This is a genomic window from Psychrobacter sp. 1Y10 (genome assembly GCF_052259005.1).
GTDB classification, from domain to species: domain Bacteria; phylum Pseudomonadota; class Gammaproteobacteria; order Pseudomonadales; family Moraxellaceae; genus Psychrobacter; species Psychrobacter saeujeotis.
Window position 1 is genome coordinate 140,075 of sequence record NZ_JBQQES010000002.1, and the last position, 17,166, is coordinate 157,240.

General features: G+C 42.6%; 16 protein-coding genes. 5 read left to right on the top strand and 11 right to left on the bottom strand.

Translation table 11 applies throughout. The features are described 5' to 3' along the window. Positions 1-173: 173 nt before the first annotated feature. The 8 genes from ACTXGH_RS03580 to ACTXGH_RS03615 all read right to left on the bottom strand — a co-directional run bounded on the left by ACTXGH_RS03580 (position 174) and on the right by ACTXGH_RS03615 (position 7,522). A complete protein-coding gene (locus ACTXGH_RS03580) occupies positions 174-914 on the bottom strand; it encodes a fumarylacetoacetate hydrolase family protein (protein WP_439295592.1) in 741 nt (246 codons plus the stop codon). A 146-nt stretch (positions 915-1,060) separates the two neighbouring features. Further along, a complete protein-coding gene (locus ACTXGH_RS03585) occupies positions 1,061-1,786 on the bottom strand; it encodes an ABC transporter permease (RefSeq protein ID WP_439295591.1) in 726 nt (241 codons plus the stop codon). Between the two features lie 13 nt (positions 1,787-1,799). Further along, complete coding sequence (locus tag ACTXGH_RS03590; RefSeq protein WP_439295590.1) at positions 1,800-2,519, bottom strand: ABC transporter permease; 720 nt, start codon at positions 2,517-2,519, stop codon at positions 1,800-1,802. A 383-nt stretch (positions 2,520-2,902) separates the two neighbouring features. Continuing rightward, the gene (locus tag ACTXGH_RS03595) at positions 2,903-3,820 is read right to left on the bottom strand and encodes an ABC transporter substrate-binding protein (protein WP_439295656.1); all 918 of its coding nucleotides are present in this window, start codon (positions 3,818-3,820) and stop codon (positions 2,903-2,905) included. Between the two features lie 89 nt (positions 3,821-3,909). After that, positions 3,910-4,839 (bottom strand): transporter substrate-binding domain-containing protein, encoded by a 930-nt coding sequence (locus ACTXGH_RS03600; RefSeq protein WP_439262810.1) that lies wholly within the window; start codon positions 4,837-4,839, stop codon positions 3,910-3,912. 44 nt (positions 4,840-4,883) lie between these two features. Beyond that, complete coding sequence (locus ACTXGH_RS03605) at positions 4,884-5,684, bottom strand: transporter substrate-binding domain-containing protein (RefSeq protein ID WP_299218206.1); 801 nt, start codon at positions 5,682-5,684, stop codon at positions 4,884-4,886. Between the two features lie 349 nt (positions 5,685-6,033). Beyond that, entirely contained in the window at positions 6,034-6,831 is a 798-nt protein-coding gene (locus ACTXGH_RS03610; RefSeq protein WP_439295588.1) for an ABC transporter ATP-binding protein, read from the bottom strand. Positions 6,832-7,165: 334 nt separating this feature from the next. Further along, a complete protein-coding gene (locus tag ACTXGH_RS03615; RefSeq protein WP_439295587.1) occupies positions 7,166-7,522 on the bottom strand; it encodes a hypothetical protein in 357 nt (118 codons plus the stop codon). A gap of 452 nt (positions 7,523-7,974) precedes the next feature. Between ACTXGH_RS03615 and ACTXGH_RS03620 the strand changes: the two genes are divergently transcribed. The 5 genes from ACTXGH_RS03620 to ACTXGH_RS03640 all read left to right on the top strand — a co-directional run bounded on the left by ACTXGH_RS03620 (position 7,975) and on the right by ACTXGH_RS03640 (position 12,831). Then, positions 7,975-9,276 carry a glutamate-5-semialdehyde dehydrogenase gene (locus tag ACTXGH_RS03620; protein ID WP_439262815.1) on the top strand — a complete coding sequence of 434 codons (1,302 nt, stop codon included), beginning with the start codon at positions 7,975-7,977 and terminating at the stop codon, positions 9,274-9,276. A 201-nt stretch (positions 9,277-9,477) separates the two neighbouring features. Beyond that, positions 9,478-10,230 (top strand): ribonuclease domain-containing protein, encoded by a 753-nt coding sequence (locus tag ACTXGH_RS03625; RefSeq protein ID WP_439295586.1) that lies wholly within the window; start codon positions 9,478-9,480, stop codon positions 10,228-10,230. Between the two features lies 1 nt (position 10,231). After that, a complete protein-coding gene (locus tag ACTXGH_RS03630; protein ID WP_439295585.1) occupies positions 10,232-10,576 on the top strand; it encodes a barstar family protein in 345 nt (114 codons plus the stop codon). 88 nt (positions 10,577-10,664) lie between these two features. Then, positions 10,665-11,939 carry a sodium/glutamate symporter gene (gltS, locus tag ACTXGH_RS03635; protein WP_439262821.1) on the top strand — a complete coding sequence of 425 codons (1,275 nt, stop codon included), beginning with the start codon at positions 10,665-10,667 and terminating at the stop codon, positions 11,937-11,939. 193 nt (positions 11,940-12,132) lie between these two features. Next, complete coding sequence (locus ACTXGH_RS03640) at positions 12,133-12,831, top strand: ZIP family metal transporter (protein ID WP_439295584.1); 699 nt, start codon at positions 12,133-12,135, stop codon at positions 12,829-12,831. 247 nt (positions 12,832-13,078) lie between these two features. Here ACTXGH_RS03640 and glyA read toward each other — a convergent pair whose 3' ends face one another. The 3 genes from glyA to ACTXGH_RS03655 form a co-directional block, all read right to left on the bottom strand. Continuing rightward, complete coding sequence (gene glyA, locus ACTXGH_RS03645) at positions 13,079-14,335, bottom strand: serine hydroxymethyltransferase (protein ID WP_439295583.1); 1,257 nt, start codon at positions 14,333-14,335, stop codon at positions 13,079-13,081. Between the two features lie 315 nt (positions 14,336-14,650). After that, positions 14,651-15,154: a chorismate--pyruvate lyase family protein gene (locus ACTXGH_RS03650; RefSeq protein WP_439295582.1), complete on the bottom strand. Its 504-nt coding sequence runs from the start codon at positions 15,152-15,154 to the stop codon at positions 14,651-14,653. A gap of 63 nt (positions 15,155-15,217) precedes the next feature. Continuing rightward, positions 15,218-16,543: a GNAT family N-acetyltransferase gene (locus tag ACTXGH_RS03655; protein ID WP_439295581.1), complete on the bottom strand. Its 1,326-nt coding sequence runs from the start codon at positions 16,541-16,543 to the stop codon at positions 15,218-15,220. Positions 16,544-17,166: the final 623 nt, after the last annotated feature.

Genomic DNA, 17,166 nt, shown 5'->3' on the forward strand with positions numbered 1-17,166 from the left:
TTGTAATTACCACTACGAAAATGCGGATTACGCTTGAGTCTATTGAACTTTTATGACGATACGATGACATTTAAATAACAGGCTTTATTTAAACAAAAAAATCCCAAGCATTGGCTTGGGATTTTATATTTTCAGACATCAAGTTTTTATTTAAGCTTATAGTTAAAGCAACACTATTGCACTCGCGCCTGCCACTCATGGGCGCCCAGTACCAGCTTTAGCTCGTCATCTGCATGCAGTATACCAACCCCACTTGGGGTGCCGGTCATAATCACATCACCTGCTTGCAAACTAAAAGCATGGCTAATCTCGGCAAGTAACTCATAAACAGGAAACAGCATTAGCGCGCTATTACCATCTTGCTTAAGCTCATCATTAATATAAAGCTGGTAGTGCACATCGCTACAGTCGCCAAACGCTTGCGGATCAATCCAGTCAGCGAGCACACATGCGCCATCAAAGCACTTTGCCCGCTCCCATGGATGGCCTTGTTCTTTGAGCTCACTTTGTAAGTCTCGCAAGGTCAAATCTAGCCCTAGCGTGACTGCTTCAATTAAACCAGTCGTACTGACAACCTCTTCTAACGAAGCTGACTTTAAATCCTTGCCCAAACGTATACAGAATTCTGCTTCGTAATGTACTGGATATACTTTTCCACGAGGTGTATCACGGACACTACTAGGAATAACGTCTGATAAAGAGATAATACTTGAAGCAGGCTTGATAAATAGTAATGGACGCGTTGGAACAGCATTGCCAAGCTCAGCGGCGTGGGCAGCATAATTACGACCGACGCAGACGACTTTGCCTATCAAATGACGCTTGTTTTGGTTGCTGGTATCATCGTCTATGCTAAACTCATTAGCCTCTCTAACAATGTCATTAATCAAAGAAACATGGGGGGATTCAGTCATAATGCGTTCTCACTATAAAAGGAAGTCATACGAGCATTTATCAAGCAACTTTCATCACTATTTTTCATTATTATCTTTTAGTAGCGGTCAATCAATCGCTCTATCGTAATGTATAATCATCTGTGTAATAGAAACATGGTCTTATATCACGGGATAGTACGTGTCACGACATCTGGTGGTACGTAGCTGGTATGACGATTCATGCGTTTTTCAAACCTGCCAAAAACGAATAAAATCACCCATGACAGTAGTAAGTAGACGACACCTGCAGCGAAGAATAATTCCATCAAAGTATAAGTACGGGCGCTGATAGTACGAGCTACCCCAGTGATATCCATCAGCGCAATTGTTGAGGCTAAGGCACTACCCTTAAGCATAAAAATCACTTCGTTACTATACGCTGGAATCACAATACCAAATGCTCGCGGCAAAGTAATACGGGTGAGCTTTTGCCATTTTGACATGCCGATCGCATCGGCCGCTTCAAGCTCACCGACTGGGATGGTCTGAATGGCTCCACGAATAATTTCGGCAAGATACGCACTCGTATTCATCGTAAACGCGATAATGGCACACCAATAAGCTTGGCTAAGTACTGGCTCCCACAAGAACGAATCACGAACGGCTTCAAACTGGCCAAGACCATAGTAAATCAAGAATATTTGTACCAGCAGCGGCGTACCACGAAAGAAGAAGATATACAAAAAAGGTATAATCTGTACCAACCAGCTTTTGGATAATCTTAATAACGCTAAAACCAAACCTAAAAATAGCCCAATGATGCCTGAGACTACCACCAGTTGCACGGTCAACACTGCACCGCCCAATAGATCTGGGATATGATCAAAAATAACCTGCCAATTCCAATCCATGAGTATCTCTCCTCTACCCTGTGGTCGATTGACGGCTAAGCTTCTTTGCATAGCGTGCTGCTGGATTTGCACGCCATTCAAGCCACATCATAAAGCCGGTTATGAGCATCGTCAGCCCCAAATAAATAATCGCTGCTGCCATATAAAACGTAAAAGGCTGCTGGGTTGACTGAGCGGCGCGCGATGACTGATACATAATATCTTTAAGACCGATGACTGATACCAAAGCGGTATCTTTGAGCAGTACCAAAAATAAATTACCCAAACCTGGTAGGGCAATCTGCCACACTTGCGGTAAAGTAATCCGATAAAACGTCTGAAGAGGACGCATGCCAACCGCTTGAGCCGCCTCACTTTGACCTACTGGAATCTCCTGAATGGACATCCGTAAAATCTCGGTCGCATATGCACCAAAGGCAATAGACAAGGCCATGACCCCGCCCCAAAACGCACTGATCTCAATATAGTCGTTATAACCAAACTTTTTGAGTACGCTCATCAGCAGTATAGAGCCGCCATAATATATAAACAGCACCAATAGTAGCTCAGGAATACCGCGCATCGTGGCTGTATAGACAGTCGCAATTTTACGTAGTATCCAAATCTTGGACAGCTTAGCAGTCGCACCCAAAAGCCCGAGGACCATGCCTATAACTAAGCTGGTCAAGGCAAGCTTGATAGTGACGGTTGCGCCGCTCAGTAAGAGCGCGCCAAATCCTTGTAAGTCAAACACAGTTGTCCACTCAGTCTCTTTATATTAGCAAGTTAGCAGAATGTTAGTTAAAAGAATCAGTATCAATCGTCTTATATTTTCTAGAGCAGCAACTCAGTTAAACTTGTGCACAGACGATGATGGATTGACTCGGTAGAAATGCGCCGTGATTTTATCATAATCGGCAAGCTCTATGTTACTGCTCATAAGCAAAACCTGTCTATAAATGAACATTGCTATTGTCAAAACCCCGACTACGAGGATAAATTTGGCAAGACTGTACAGTCAGTAAGATAAAAAACCATCGACAAAATAAAAAGGATATCACCAGTTTGGCAATATCCTTTTGACTAATAAGATAAGTATTTTGGGGTTGGCTTATAAATCATTAGAGCAAGACATCTCTATTGAGCAGCAGTATCTGCGATAGGTTCATCGGTTACCACAGTTGGCGTAGCCTCATTATCAGTATCAGTCTCAGTCGCCGGCATAGCAAAGTACTTTTGGTTGAGCTTATCGTAAGTACCATCAGCTTTTAGATTCGCCAATGATTGATTAATTTTTGCTTGCAAAGCATCGCCAGGACGCACAGCGATTGCAAAGTTATCATCGATATCGATCTCATCACCTTTGACCACATATCCGCTACCTGATGGTGAGCTTAACCATTCTAGCGCTGGCAGCTTATCAGAGATCATTGCATCAACGCGACCTGACCCTAAGTCCAAAAACGCATTGCTCAAAGTATCATATAACTTCATATTGGCTTTTGGATAAGCCTCCTCTAACCACTGTGAAGAGATGGTCGAGCGCTGGGCGGCGATAGAGTGAGCATCGATATCACTACTCAGACTTGGATCAAAGCCACTGTCTTTTTTGGCCAAAAATACCAAGGTATTGCTAAAATAAGGATCAGTAAAGCTGACTTGCTGCGCGCGCTCTGGCGTTATAGACATCGCAGCTACAATCGCATCATACTTGCCGGCCTTCAGGCCAGGAATGATACCGTCCCAATCTTGCGCCGTAATCTCACAGGTGACTTGCATATCCGCACAAATGGCATTGGCCATATCGACATCGAAACCGCCGAGTGTCCCATCTGCATTGGTATAGTTAAAAGGCGCATAAGCGCCTTCGGTACCAATACGTAGCATCTCACCTGACTCAGTCGCCGCCGTAGTCTCATCAGCTGTTGCATTAACGTTCTCAGCACTGTCTTGACTATTACTACAACCAGCTAACGTAAACGCTGCCGCCATAGCCAATGAAGGAGCTAATAAACGATTCACTCTAGTCGATCTCACAACAGACATATTCGCCATTACGATCGCGGAAACAAAATGGTTGCTCATAATCATCCTTGATATTTACTAAAGACCAACAGCTCAGATTTTACTTATTAAATCCGCTATTAATTAGTCGCCGATTCTGTTTGCTCTTCTTCAGCAATCATAGCATTGGCATCGACGCCCTCTTCGTCCACGACGACAACTTTTTCAACACCGTCGGTGGTTGCCGCTTGTTGGGCCGCAGCGGTTGTGCTGGTACCAAAGTAGCTACCAGTGATCTGATCATAGACACCATTAGACTTTAGCTCAGCCAACGCTTCATTGAATTTGGCAACTAGAGGATCACCTTTACGAAAGGCCATGCCCATGGCATCTTCTTCGGTACTAATCTCTTGGCCTTTGACTTCATAGTCTTGACCAGCTTCTGTCTTTAGCCAATCAATACCTGTCACTTTATCTGACATCATTGCACGTACGCGACCTGAAGTTAGGTCTAGATAGGCATTGTCTTGAGTATCATAAAGCTTGATGTCAGCATCAGGGTATTCGTCTTGCAGGTACTGTGACGAGACCGTTGAGCGCTGCGAAGCTACAGGCTGTCCTTTTAGGTCAGCGACACTGATGTCATCGCCTTTTTTGCCGATTAAGATAATGCCAGTGTGAAAGTACGGATCCGTAAAATCTACCACTTCTTTACGCTCAGGTGTGATCGACATACCAGCGATAATCGCATCGAATTTTTGTGCATTAAGTCCAGGAATAAGACCATCCCAATCTTGAGAGATTACCTCACACTCAGCTTGCATTTGCGCACATAGCGCATCGACCAGTTCAATCTCATAACCGATAAGTTTGCCATCAGCATCTGTGTAGCTAAATGGCTTGTAACTTGATTCGGTGGCGATTTTTACATTAATAGGCGCATCAGAAACTGCTGTATCAGAGGCAGCGCTCTCTTCTGGTGCAGTACTATTGTTACAGCCAGCCAGCATCAGCATAGCAGCGCTAAGCGGTGCCAACCATTTGGCTTTATTTACGATTGATGATGTCATAGATATTGTCATAATTGCTACTCTCTTATTTCTAAAACAGATTTTTATTGACCAAAGTTTTCTTGTTCAAGACGAGCAAGCTCACCGTTGCTGCGGATCTCACTCAACGCCTTATTAAAGTCATCTTTAAGAGAGTCGTTTTTACGTACAGCGATAGCAATGTTGTCATCATTATCTATCTCATCACCAACAATACCAAAGCCTTCGGGGTTATCTGCTAACCACGATTTGGCAGATACTTTTTCGGCCAATACAGCATCACTACGACCAGATTTTAGGTCTAGGTAGGCATTATCATAATTATCATATAATTGAACCGTATTACCGTCTTTACCTTCATAATTGTCCTGCAAATAAGCACCTGGAGTCGTTGAACGTTGACCGCCCAACGTCAGGTTTTGCATTGCCATTGGATCAAAACTGCCAGTCGTATCGGTCAGCCATACCATGGTATTTGCAAAGTAAGGCTCAGTGAAATCAACCTTTTCTTGACGCTCAGGAGTAATCGACATACCTGCGACCACAGCATCATACTTTTGAGCCAATAGACCTGGAATGATACCGTCCCAATCTTGTGCGACGATTTCACAGTTGGCTTGCATCTGCTCACACAAAGCATTGGCAACATCGACATCGAATCCTGCCAAGCTGCCGTCAGCATTAGTATAGTTAAAAGGAGGGTAAGCACCCTCAGTTGCGATACGAATCGTCTTACCAGCCGCGTCCGCTGCCGGTGCATCAGCGTTAGTATCAGCGGCCTCGTTGGCAGGTTGACTACAGGCACTAAGTGCAATGGCCGCGGTGATGGTCATTGACGACCACAATAGGCGAGAGTTCGACATCATACGTTCCTCATTTTTTAATAAAATTTTGATAAAGATTTGTGTAGTTTTAACGTCTGGCATCCTTGCCAGATATAAATACAATAACAAGTATTGACATTTTATGAACAACTCGATAATACCTCACTCAAATATCAAAAACAAACGTTTTGCATATTGACTGTTATTATCGAGCAATAAAGCATCAAATGAGGATAAAAGACATACCTAATGTTTGTATGTTATCGCCACTATCTGACACTGTCAGAATGACTCAGAATGACAAAGTCAAATAGTGGTCAGGTAATTGATTATCTGAAGCTAAGGCTAATATATGGCACGCTATATAAAAGATTATAGATAAGTTTAGCTATTAGTTTTGATTGTGCGATGCCATAAACTCTTTGACTCGCTCTGAGGTAGGGTTGTCAAACACTTGTTCGGGTGTGCCTATCTCTTCAATCACACCTTGGTGCAAAAACACCACTTTGTTTGAAACTTCACGAGCAAAGCGCATCTCATGAGTGACAATTAACATCGTACGCCCCTCCTCTGCTAAGTCGCGCATAACGGTCAGCACTTCATTGACCAGCTCAGGGTCAAGTGCAGAAGTTGGCTCATCAAATAATAATACCCGTGGTTGCATAGCAAGTGCACGAGCGATCGCAACACGTTGACGCTGACCGCCTGATAAGTTGGCAGGATAAGCGTCTTTTTTATCAAGCAAACCAACTTTATCTAGCAGTTTTTCTGCATCAATGATAGCCTGCTCTTTTTTGACTTTTAATACTTGTGTTGGTCCTTCAATGATGTTTTGAAGAATGGTCTTATGCGGCCACAAATTAAAGTTTTGAAAGACAAAACCCACACGGGCCCGTAAGCTATCAAGCTGCTTGTTGTCTGCTGCTTGCATCTCGCCAGATTTGGTTGGCTTTAGCATGAGCTCTTCATTGCCAATGCTTATATGCCCTTGTGTTGGTTTTTCAAGTAGATTAATACACCGTAGTAAAGTCGATTTACCAGAGCCAGAAGACCCTAAGATAGAGATCACATCGCCATCATAAGCAGTCAACGATACACCTTTGAGCACAGCCAATGAGCCGAAGCTTTTATGAAGATCTTGTAACTCTAAGGCAATAGGGCGAGTCGAGTTTGCGGCAGTCTCAAGCATGGGTCGGTAGATTTCCAATAAAAATAAATAAAGGGAGAAGCGTAATAATAACTTAAAATGATGCTAATAAGTTCTATAGGACGTTTGCGCCACATTGTCGCCTAAAACAAGACCAAAAGGCAAACTTTCTATCTATTTTTTGTGCTTGATATCTCTTGCTTCTTTATCCTTTTTCCATAAAAATAGCTCAGACAGCGTTAGCATATCTGAGCTTACATATGATATTACTGTTTTTTATATAAAACTGGTAATAGTCAGCTTAAGTTATAGCCAGTTTATAGGCTTATCAACAGCCAGTCTGTAAGCTTATTAATAGTAATTTAAGAGATTAAAATTAGTAGGTTGATACATGCTCTTCTGATTCGCTACCGTCTAGTATCTCAGTGTCGTCAGCCACTTCAGACTCATCAGCCGTAGCAACGGCAACATCATCATTCACCATAGGATCATCAGAGATATCTGCACTGTTGACTCCTTCTGTGACTTGCTCGACATCATCAACACTAGTGGCATCTTGCTCTACTTCTACTTGCGCATCCATAGCTGTTTCGTCTTCACTCATAGGTGCTTCTTTATCTGCACAAGCACTCAATGTTAAAGCCGCTGCTGCTAAAGAAGCGTAAAGCCACTTTTTATGCATAGGTTTGTGAGTGGTCGTATCTGAGGTAGTCATATCTTTAATAGTATTCATCTGAACTCTCCGTTGCTTAATAAGCATAATGGGATGAAAAAATTTTCTAAACCCACTTAATGGATATTGAGTTTAGGGAATGTCTGGTTATTTAGTACTCAACTATACTGATAACTGTTTGTCACTACCTTAGTATTTACAGCACAGTTATGTTAAAAGTGCGTAACCGCGTACGTATTAAGTTTTTTATATGATTATTTTGAGTTAACAGACTTACGAATAGACAATATTTTGATTTAAATCTTATATTTATAAAGGCTGGCAAAGACATTGTAAGTGACAAAAATTGCTAAGTAAAAGCAGATACTGTTCACAAATTCATCTTTACTATCGACGGTAACTCCTCTATGTTAAATAGCATCACGTTGTGAAGGCGAAAAAACGTAAATTCTTGCCAATGACAACCCCTTATTAGTGAAAAACTCTCATCCACACACACAAGGAACCCTTCTATGAGTCAATCAAATACCGCAGATGTCGCTACTTACATGCAACAAGTCGGCAAACAAGCTCGTACAGCATCGCGTACGCTTGCCGCTGCCAATACTGGCGATAAAAATTCAGCATTGATAGCGATTCGTGATGTATTAGTTGATAACAAACAAGATATTTTATCTGCTAACAAAATCGATATGGATAACGGTCAAAAAAACGACCTTGAAGCAGCACTCTTAGATCGCTTAGAGCTCAACGAAGATCGCTTTGAGGGCATGCTTCAAGGTCTAAAAGATGTCGCAGCCCTGCCTGATCCTATCGGTGAGGTCACCGATATGACCTATCGCCCATCTGGTATTCACTTAGGTAAAATGCGCGTGCCACTTGGCGTCGTTGGCATGATTTATGAGTCACGCCCAAACGTTACTTTAGAAGCTGCTTCATTGGCCCTAAAATCAGGTAACGCCATTATTCTACGCGGTGGCTCTGAAGCCTTTGAATCCAATCAAGCAATCGCTAAATGTATCCACCAAGGCCTAAAAAAAGCGGGCCTCTCTGAGCATAGCGTACAAGTACTGCAAACCACAGATCGCGCTGCCGTTGGCGAGCTTATTACTATGACAGAATACGTCGATGTCATTGTACCGCGTGGCGGCAAAGGCTTGATTGCTCGTATTAGTAATGATGCCAAAGTACCCGTCATCAAACACTTAGACGGTAATTGCCATACCTTTATCGATAGCGACGCTGATTCAAAAATCGCCATCGATGTCAGCGTCAATGCAAAAACCCATCGCTATGGCACATGCAACACGATGGAGACGTTATTGCTCGATGACACGATTGCAGATGAGCTATTACCGAAGATTGCTGAAGCTATCGTACAAGCTGATGACGCCATGCAACTACGTCTCGATGATAAGGCGCAAGCTCTCTTGAATGACAATGCCAAGCTTGAGGGTCACCTATCGTCTGCAACCGATGAGGACTGGGATACCGAATATCTAGCGCCTATCTTAGCGATTAAAATCGTGGCAGGCATCGATGAAGCCATTGAACATATCAACACCCATGGCAGCCATCATACTGATGTCATCATTACTGATAACTATACTAAGTCGCAGCGCTTTATTCGTGAAGTGGACTCAGCAAGCGTCATGATTAATGCTTCTAGTCGTTTCGCAGATGGTTTTGAGTATGGCTTGGGCGCAGAGATTGGCATCTCAACCGACAAGATTCACGCGCGTGGCCCGGTAGGACTCGAAGGCCTAACCTCACAGAAGTGGATCGTCTATGGACATGGTGAGACACGTGCCTAACTTGTTGTCTCTTGTTAACTTTTACTCCTTAACCTACCACTTATGACCTAACCTCAAGTATAATCCACAAAAAACGTCAGCCCCATTGCTGGCGTTTTTTTATTGAGGGTAAATGGGCCATAAAAACTCACTTTCTCAATGAAAACCATGATAAAGATCAGGTTGCAACATAACGAAAACATTATATAGGAACATGGTCTCATGCAAAGTGGCAAAATTAAGCACTATAACTCAGATAAAGGCTATGGCTTTATCGATGTTGATGAGCAAAGTGAAGATGTCTTCTTTCATGTCAGTAACGTCAGGTTGTCGCAGCCAATTACCGTAGGTCAACGAGTCTATTTTAATAGCGAACGTAACCATAAAGATCAATTGCGAGCAACTGAGGTTACGGATGCTTCGTTGAGTATCGAAGAGAGTTCCGCCAAAGTAAATCACGCCTCAATACGTTCAAACCAAAGTCATCAGAGCGGCAGTCAGAGACTAAGTGACGTGAATAGCCGTAACGATACTAGTAACTCTAATAGGCAGAACAAAAAAAGCTGGAAATCGACTGCTCTTAGCGTACTTATTCTTATTGCCATCATATTCTTTGGCTATACAGAATTAAAGCTGGCGTTACTCGGTGATGCTCCATCTAATACTACGTCAACCTCTTCTTATATTGAGACACAGACAAACGCTATCACTGGCGACCCTCAGATAGACCAAACAGTCGCGCTGATTCAACAAGGTGGACCTTTTCCATATCCGAATAAAGACGGTACTACCTTTTATAATCGTGAAAGCAGACTGCCTGCCCAGTCCCAAGGCTACTACCGTGAGTACACCGTACCTACGCCTGGGGTGTCTCATCGAGGAGCGCGGCGTATTGTCACTGGTGGCAACCCTCCTACCGTCTATTATTTGACCATCGACCATTACGATAGCTTTCAAAAACTGCAGGTAAACTGATATGAGCCAAGCCATTTACTATATTAATCAAAACGGTATAACACTTAGTGATAGCATTCCTGAGCAGGCTATCGATATCCCAATCGGTAAGGTTTTTGATAAAGAAACACTTTTAACAAGTTTAGCCGAAGCGTGCGATTTCCCCAGCTACTTTGCCCATAACTGGGACAGTGCGTGGGATTGTTTGACAGACAGTAAATTTGCATATCTAGCGCTTAATTTGGCTGCGGTAGAGAACATAAACACTGAGGACTTTAACGTTTTTAAAGGCATTATTGAAGATGCCTATAAGGACTTCGGCAAGCCGCAACTTTGGGTGACTATGCCGACAAAAGACAAGGATTAGTCGCTAATTATCACGAGACCTAAATTTGGGATAAATATAATTTTGTCCCAAATTTGGGTTAATTTATATTTAGAGAAAGGATTGAAGTATGGAGATTACTTTAAATGGCTATTACACCTTGATACTAGCCACTTTAGTACTACTGCTAGGGCGTTTTTTGGTTAAAAATATTAAATTTTTAGAAAACTTTAATATTCCAGAACCAGTTGCAGGTGGTTTGGTCGCTGCAGTCGTTGTTTATATATTAAATATATTTTGGGGATTTAGCTTTAACTTTCACCAAGGATTGCAAACGGCGACCATGCTGATGTTCTTTGCCTCTATCGGTCTGAGTGCTGATTTTAGTAAGCTCAAAGCAGGTGGTACGCCATTATTAGTTTTCACCATTGTGGTTTCCGTTTTTATTATCTTGCAGGATATCGTTGGTGTCGCGATGGCAAGTGCTCTTGGACTTGACCCTTTACTTGGGTTGGTCACAGGTTCTATCGCGCTTACTGGTGGACATGGTACAGCAGGCGCCTGGGGCATTACTTTAGAGGAGCAATATGGCGTAGTCGGTGCAACGACTCTAGGTATCGCTGTTGCAACTTATGGTCTAGTCGCAGGCGGCGTAGTCGGTGGGCCTGTAGCTCGTCGGTTGATTCAAAGGCTTGGTATAGAGCCAACTCCCTACAATCAAAGTCCAAGTGATATCGAAAAGGTAACAGGCGCGCAGTCACTATATAGTACCAAGCACGACGAAGACGACATTTTAAATGATAAAGAAATCTTTGAAAGACCTGACCACATTCGTCTTATTACTGCGTCCTCTACTATCGAAACTTTGGCATTGTTCGCCGGTGCACTGGCGTTTGCAGAAACCATGACATTGGTTGCAGCCGATACTTGGTTTGAGTTGCCTACCTTCGTCTGGGCGCTGGCAGGCGGTGTGATTATTCGTAACGTACTGACGATATTTTTTAACTTCGAGATGTTTGACCGTGCCATTGATGTATTAGGTAACGCCTCTTTAAGCCTGTTTTTGGCCATGGCATTGTTGTCACTAAAACTATGGCAGCTGACTGATTTGGCAGGACCTGTACTGATTATCTTAATTGTACAAACGGTGATTATGATTATCTATGTGTACCTAGTAACCTTTAAGGTAATGGGCAAAAACTACGATGCTGCTGTCTTGTCAGCAGGACATTGTGGTTTTGGTATGGGAGCAACGCCGACTGCGATTGCAAATATGCAGGCGGTCACCGATCGCTACCTGCCTTCGTATAAGGCGTTCTTAATTGTGCCAATGGTTGGTGCATTCTTTGTCGATATTGTCAACGCTACGGTATTGCAAATATTCGTTAATTTGCCGTTTATGTAAAAACAAGACTTTTTAGACCAGTCTTAGTAATAATTAAAGCCCCAACTACACTTTGGTTAGTTGGGGTTTTTAGTTAGCGTGTTTACTGATCACATAGTTTAAAGAACAAACCTTACGTTTTTGTTACGCAACTTATAATGACACCAAAACCATTAGCCGTTATCAATGTTGTATAAAAATATTGAGGTAAATTATGTTAGTGTTTGCAGTAATCATTGTTGTATCAGGCGCCCTTATCGTCGGGGCGCTTTGGGGTTTGTATGGACGACTACCTAGCTGGCTTGAAGGCAACTTGTTGGCGGTCGCAGGCGGCGCACTGACGATATCAGTGGTCATCGAGCTATTACAACCAGCTGTGACTGATAGCGGAATTTGGATCACAGCGGCTTTCACTTTATTAGGCGCCATCGTATTTGCAGGTGTTGACTACCTGATTGATGAAAAACTCAACTCAGACGGCGGTGGTGGACTATTGGCTGCTATCACACTTGACGGGGTGCCTGAAAATTTGGCGCTAGGCGTATCACTTCTAAGCGGTAACGTAATGCAAGTCGCTGCATTAGCAGGTTCTATCTTGTTGTCCAACCTTCCAGAAGCGGCCGGCGGTGCCAAAGAGATGCGCAAAAATGGCAAAAGTAACAAGAAAGTGCTCATGCTCTGGATCGGTGCTGCTGTTTTGTTATCGCTTGCTGCTATCTTAGGTAAGGTGCTGCTCAAGGGCGTTGATGAAGAGATTATTAGTGCTATCGATTGTTTCGCTGCTGGAGCTGTTATTGCTTCTCTAGCGACTGAGGTGTTTCCAACTGCTTTTAAACGCGGCAACCACTGGGCGGGTATCAGTGCGAGTGTTGGCCTGATATTGGCGTTGGCCTTAAATCAGCTTGGTGGTTGATGTGTTTGGCATGGCTGATACGTTGGCTGCCTAATCTCCGTGTACTATAATTCTGAATACTATGACCAAACCATCAATGTTCCAAAATCACGACTGGAAATTTAGCTATAACAAGGCTGTCAGTTACTCATAACCTTAAGCATAAAAAGACAGACTTTTTTATAACAAGAAAAAACCGCTCAGCCTAAGCTGAGCGGTTTTTTTTATCCAACGACTAATAAGCGCTGGCTAAATTAAGAGAACTGGCTTACTGGTTTTTTTCGTAAACTGGTAGCTCTTTACAGATGGCTTCTACTTTGTCACGTACATCAGCCAAGACTTTTTCATCACCGCGGCTATCTAGAACATCACAAATCCAGCCAGCCAAATCACTAGCTTGCGCTTCGTTAAAACCACGTGTAGTAATCGCTGGCGTACCGATACGGATACCAGAGGTGACAAACGGAGATTTTGGATCATTTGGTACAGCGTTTTTATTGACAGTGATATGCGCATCGCCAAGCCATTTATCCGCTTCTTTACCCGTCATTTCTTGCTTAACCAAGCTAATCAGCATTAGATGGTTTTCAGTACCACCAGAGATGATTTCATAACCACGCTCTTGGATAACTTTAGCCATCGCTTGGGCGTTTTTGACGACTTGCTGCTGATAGGTTTTGAAGTTGTCTTCTAGCGCCTCTTTAAAGCAAATCGCTTTGCCCGCGATTACATGCATCAATGGACCACCTTGGTTGCCTGGGAATACCGCAGAATTGAGCTTTTTCGCCAGCTTCTCATCGCGAGCCAAGATCATACCTGAACGCGGGCCACGTAAGGTTTTGTGCGTTGTCGTAGTGACTACATCAGCAAATGGTACTGGGCTTGGGTAAACGCCACCAGCGATAAGACCAGCCACGTGTGCCATATCTACTAGTAAATACGCGCCTACTTCGTCGGCGATTTCACGGAAACGTGCCCAATCTACAACCTGTGAGTATGCTGAAAAACCAGCAATAATCATTTTAGGCTTATGCTCTTTTGCCAAACGCTCAACTTCATCATAATCGATAAGGCCAGTGCCCTCGACCAAGCCGTACTGTACGGCGTTGTAGTTAAGGCCTGAAAAGTTAATATGCGCGCCATGAGTTAAGTGACCACCCGCGTCTAGGCTCATGCCTAGTACCGTGTCGTTAGGCTCAAGCAATGCTAAAAAGACGGCTGAGTTTGCTTGGCTGCCTGAATGCGGCTGTACGTTGACATATTCAGCACCGAACAACTCTTTTGCACGATCAATAGCCAATTGCTCAACGACATCAACGTGTTCACAACCACCGTAATAACGCTTGCCTGGATAGCCTTCAGCATATTTATTGGTAAGGTCTGTACCTTGCGCTTCCATCACAGCTTGCGAACAGTAGTTTTCTGAAGCAATAAGCTCGATATGGTTTTCTTGACGTACACTTTCAGCTTCCATGGCTTTTGAAAGTTCTGGATCAAAATCCTTGATAGATATATCTTTAAACATATAAATGTCCTATATATTGACTATTATTAGAAAGGCGTTGTTAGAAAGAAGAAGCCTAGAGACGGCATCTCGGTAACAGCAATAGTTTTGATGTACTTCTGCACTTAGTGTATCGCTATGGGCAAGTGTAACATGAAATTTTATGTTATGAACGCAAAAAACCCTTACCTTAAGCTAAGCGAATTAGATGGTTTTATAGCGTGAATAAATGGCCAATAAAATAAGCGTTTTTCTTATCTTAATACATGCCAACACATGTTAAATACGTCATATCTAGCAATGTTTATCTAGCAAACCTACGATTATTAAAAACCCTCAAGCATCACTAGACAAAAATGCTGATAAAAAGGTTTCACTAATAAGTAGTTTACGTCTATACCAGTCATAACACGTTTGACGTTGCCACCCATCGTCAGTTAAGCAAATAGAGCGCTTATTAGGTAAAGTACGGCTGCGTTTAAATAAGACATAGCCGATAGGAATACCTTTTAATTGCTGCAGACGACGCGCACCTCCCTTTAGACTTGCTAAAGGAAAGACACTCTGCGCCTGTACCCAAGGCTTATCATCATTACCATACAACCGAACTTCGCGTACCCACGCTAGTATTGGACGATTAAGTGCGGAGCTATGCAGACCTAGTTGCCGCTTTTGGTTTAACGTAAGCTGACGATAACCTTCAAAGCTACGCTCTACGCGTAATGGCTGCCCTGCCTTTTCTTCTAGCATTGCAGTCAATGAACCTTCGGCATTGAGCCATGGTAATAGCTCAATGGGCGGTGGCAAAGTATTGAAATAATCAAAGGAGTAACTGGGCATAAGTGACTAAATGTGAGAAGTTAGAAAAGAAAAGCTAATATTACTCATAACTCTCAAACCTTATCAATCATGATCAGTAAACTCTGGCATGTTATCAATATTAAACGGTAATGCATCGTGCGCTTGCTGGCGATATCGCGCCATTTGTAGTCGATCTTTTGCGCAAAAGTCAGCAATCGCTGGTGCAAAACGTGGATCATAAATACGGTGCAATGAGTGTGTTTTAGTTGGAATAAATCCTCTTATGAGTTTGTGCTCACCTTGAGTACCGGGATCAAAATGCGTCAAACCTTGCTCAATGGCAAACTCAATGCCTTGATAATAGCACAGCTCAAAATGCAAACTATCATACTCACCAAGCGCACCCCAATAGCGCCCATATAAAGTCGCATTGTCGCTATGGGGTTTGTCGTATAAAAACAAGCTACTGGCAATAATCTCATCATTAGTATCGTAAGCTTGTACTAACAACAGACACTCAGGCATCTGTTTTGCTAATGCCATAAAAAACGCTTCTTTTAAATATGGCTGCTGTCCGCGGACGGCATAGGTCATTACGTAACAATGATAAAATGCCTTCCAATCCGCCTCAGTAATCTCATCTCCGCATTTACGAACGCAACGAATCCCCTGGGCAATCACTTTTCTACGCTCAGCACGAATATTTTTACGTTTTCTAGCCGTCAATGTCGTTAAGAACGTATCAAAGTCTGTAAACGGCTTGCCATCTTGCAGTAAATCCTTATTTTGCCATAAGAACTGACAGCCTTGGCGCTCAAGGATAGGATTATTTGCAGTAAGCGCCTCTATTTCAGTATGGGTTATTTGTGCCGGATCACTCACATTATGAGCAGGCATTGCTGACATTGCCAGCTTGGCCAATTCTGGCGTTACAAACAGTCCATGCCAACTTGACGCTCCTACTTGCTGGGCAATGTCGTCTACTCCTGCCATAATCATTTTTACGATATTGGTATCAAGCGTTTCGCCAGCCGCCAACCATAAGCGCTGCCCAGTAATTGGGGTATAAGGAGAGCTTGTCACTAGGCGCGGATAATAGTCAAGACCATATTGCGCGTAAGCTTGCGCCCATGCATGATCAAACACAAACTCACCGCGATGATGATTTTTTACAAATACTGGCATGACGGCGACAGCTTGAGCGATATCTACTGGTTCTATGATAGTATCGATCGTAGCTTTGTGACCCACATCATCTGTACGATAAACCAAAACGAAAATAGGCAACCATCCTGCCTGCTCGCCAATGGCATGTGTATCTATCAATGCCTGCCAAAAGGCAAACGACATAAAAGGCGTATCAGGCAATTGCCAATCGATTTGACTCTGCCAGCTTGTGTCTTTGAGTAGTACATATTGTAAATTCATAATTCTCACATTGCATTTTCTTTATGGTTTAGCGTATCAAACGTCAACTATTTTGCTGTCACAATTTGCAAAATATCCCATTAAAGCAAACAATAATGTTCAAAAAATTGAGCTTTATGCTCAACCAATACAAAAAGTCATCTACAACGCTGCAGATGACTTTACTTATTATGTTGTATGATTATAGCCAAGCAAGGCGTTTGCTACATAAACCACAGATATTTACGTTATCGATTGGTTTTATAAATATACCAAAAAATTTGCCCCTAGATAATAGTTGCAAAAAACGTTAATTGCATGGAAAAGATGATATCAGTGTCGATGACTGGTAGAATAAAGCTGTTATTAGATTAATATAATTTAGATACATAGGATATGAGCAAAAACAGTACACTTAGTTCATTAAACAAGATTGACATTGAGCGAATTTATAGCGGATTAGCTATAATGTGCTGTCAATCAGTTACTTTTAAAAATGGTTTCTTTAGGGCAACCTTTTGAAATCTTATATTAACGCCTGTAAATGAATATGAGTAATAGAAAATTTTAAGCCGTTTCAACTTTTGGAACTGCATATAATGTACTGGTTATAGCCATATAGTTCGTTATCGCTTAGTAGCATT

What these genes read in the sequence shown, in the direction of transcription:
- ACTXGH_RS03580 (WP_439295592.1), bottom strand. Translation starts at nt 914, where the DNA reads ATGACTGAATCCCCCCATGTTTCTTTGATTAATGACATTGTTAGAGAG.
- ACTXGH_RS03585 (WP_439295591.1), bottom strand. Translation starts at nt 1,786, where the DNA reads ATGGATTGGAATTGGCAGGTTATTTTTGATCATATCCCAGATCTATTG.
- ACTXGH_RS03595 (WP_439295656.1), bottom strand. Translation starts at nt 3,820, where the DNA reads ATGGCGAATATGTCTGTTGTGAGATCGACTAGAGTGAATCGTTTATTA.
- ACTXGH_RS03600 (WP_439262810.1), bottom strand. Translation starts at nt 4,839, where the DNA reads ATGACATCATCAATCGTAAATAAAGCCAAATGGTTGGCACCGCTTAGC.
- ACTXGH_RS03605 (WP_299218206.1), bottom strand. Translation starts at nt 5,684, where the DNA reads ATGATGTCGAACTCTCGCCTATTGTGGTCGTCAATGACCATCACCGCG.
- ACTXGH_RS03610 (WP_439295588.1), bottom strand. Translation starts at nt 6,831, where the DNA reads ATGCTTGAGACTGCCGCAAACTCGACTCGCCCTATTGCCTTAGAGTTA.
- ACTXGH_RS03615 (WP_439295587.1), bottom strand. Translation starts at nt 7,522, where the DNA reads ATGAATACTATTAAAGATATGACTACCTCAGATACGACCACTCACAAA.
- ACTXGH_RS03620 (WP_439262815.1), top strand. Translation starts at nt 7,975, where the DNA reads ATGAGTCAATCAAATACCGCAGATGTCGCTACTTACATGCAACAAGTC.
- ACTXGH_RS03625 (WP_439295586.1), top strand. Translation starts at nt 9,478, where the DNA reads ATGCAAAGTGGCAAAATTAAGCACTATAACTCAGATAAAGGCTATGGC.
- ACTXGH_RS03630 (WP_439295585.1), top strand. Translation starts at nt 10,232, where the DNA reads ATGAGCCAAGCCATTTACTATATTAATCAAAACGGTATAACACTTAGT.
- gltS (WP_439262821.1), top strand. Translation starts at nt 10,665, where the DNA reads ATGGAGATTACTTTAAATGGCTATTACACCTTGATACTAGCCACTTTA.
- ACTXGH_RS03640 (WP_439295584.1), top strand. Translation starts at nt 12,133, where the DNA reads ATGTTAGTGTTTGCAGTAATCATTGTTGTATCAGGCGCCCTTATCGTC.
- glyA (WP_439295583.1), bottom strand. Translation starts at nt 14,335, where the DNA reads ATGTTTAAAGATATATCTATCAAGGATTTTGATCCAGAACTTTCAAAA.
- ACTXGH_RS03650 (WP_439295582.1), bottom strand. Translation starts at nt 15,154, where the DNA reads ATGCCCAGTTACTCCTTTGATTATTTCAATACTTTGCCACCGCCCATT.
- ACTXGH_RS03655 (WP_439295581.1), bottom strand. Translation starts at nt 16,543, where the DNA reads ATGAATTTACAATATGTACTACTCAAAGACACAAGCTGGCAGAGTCAA.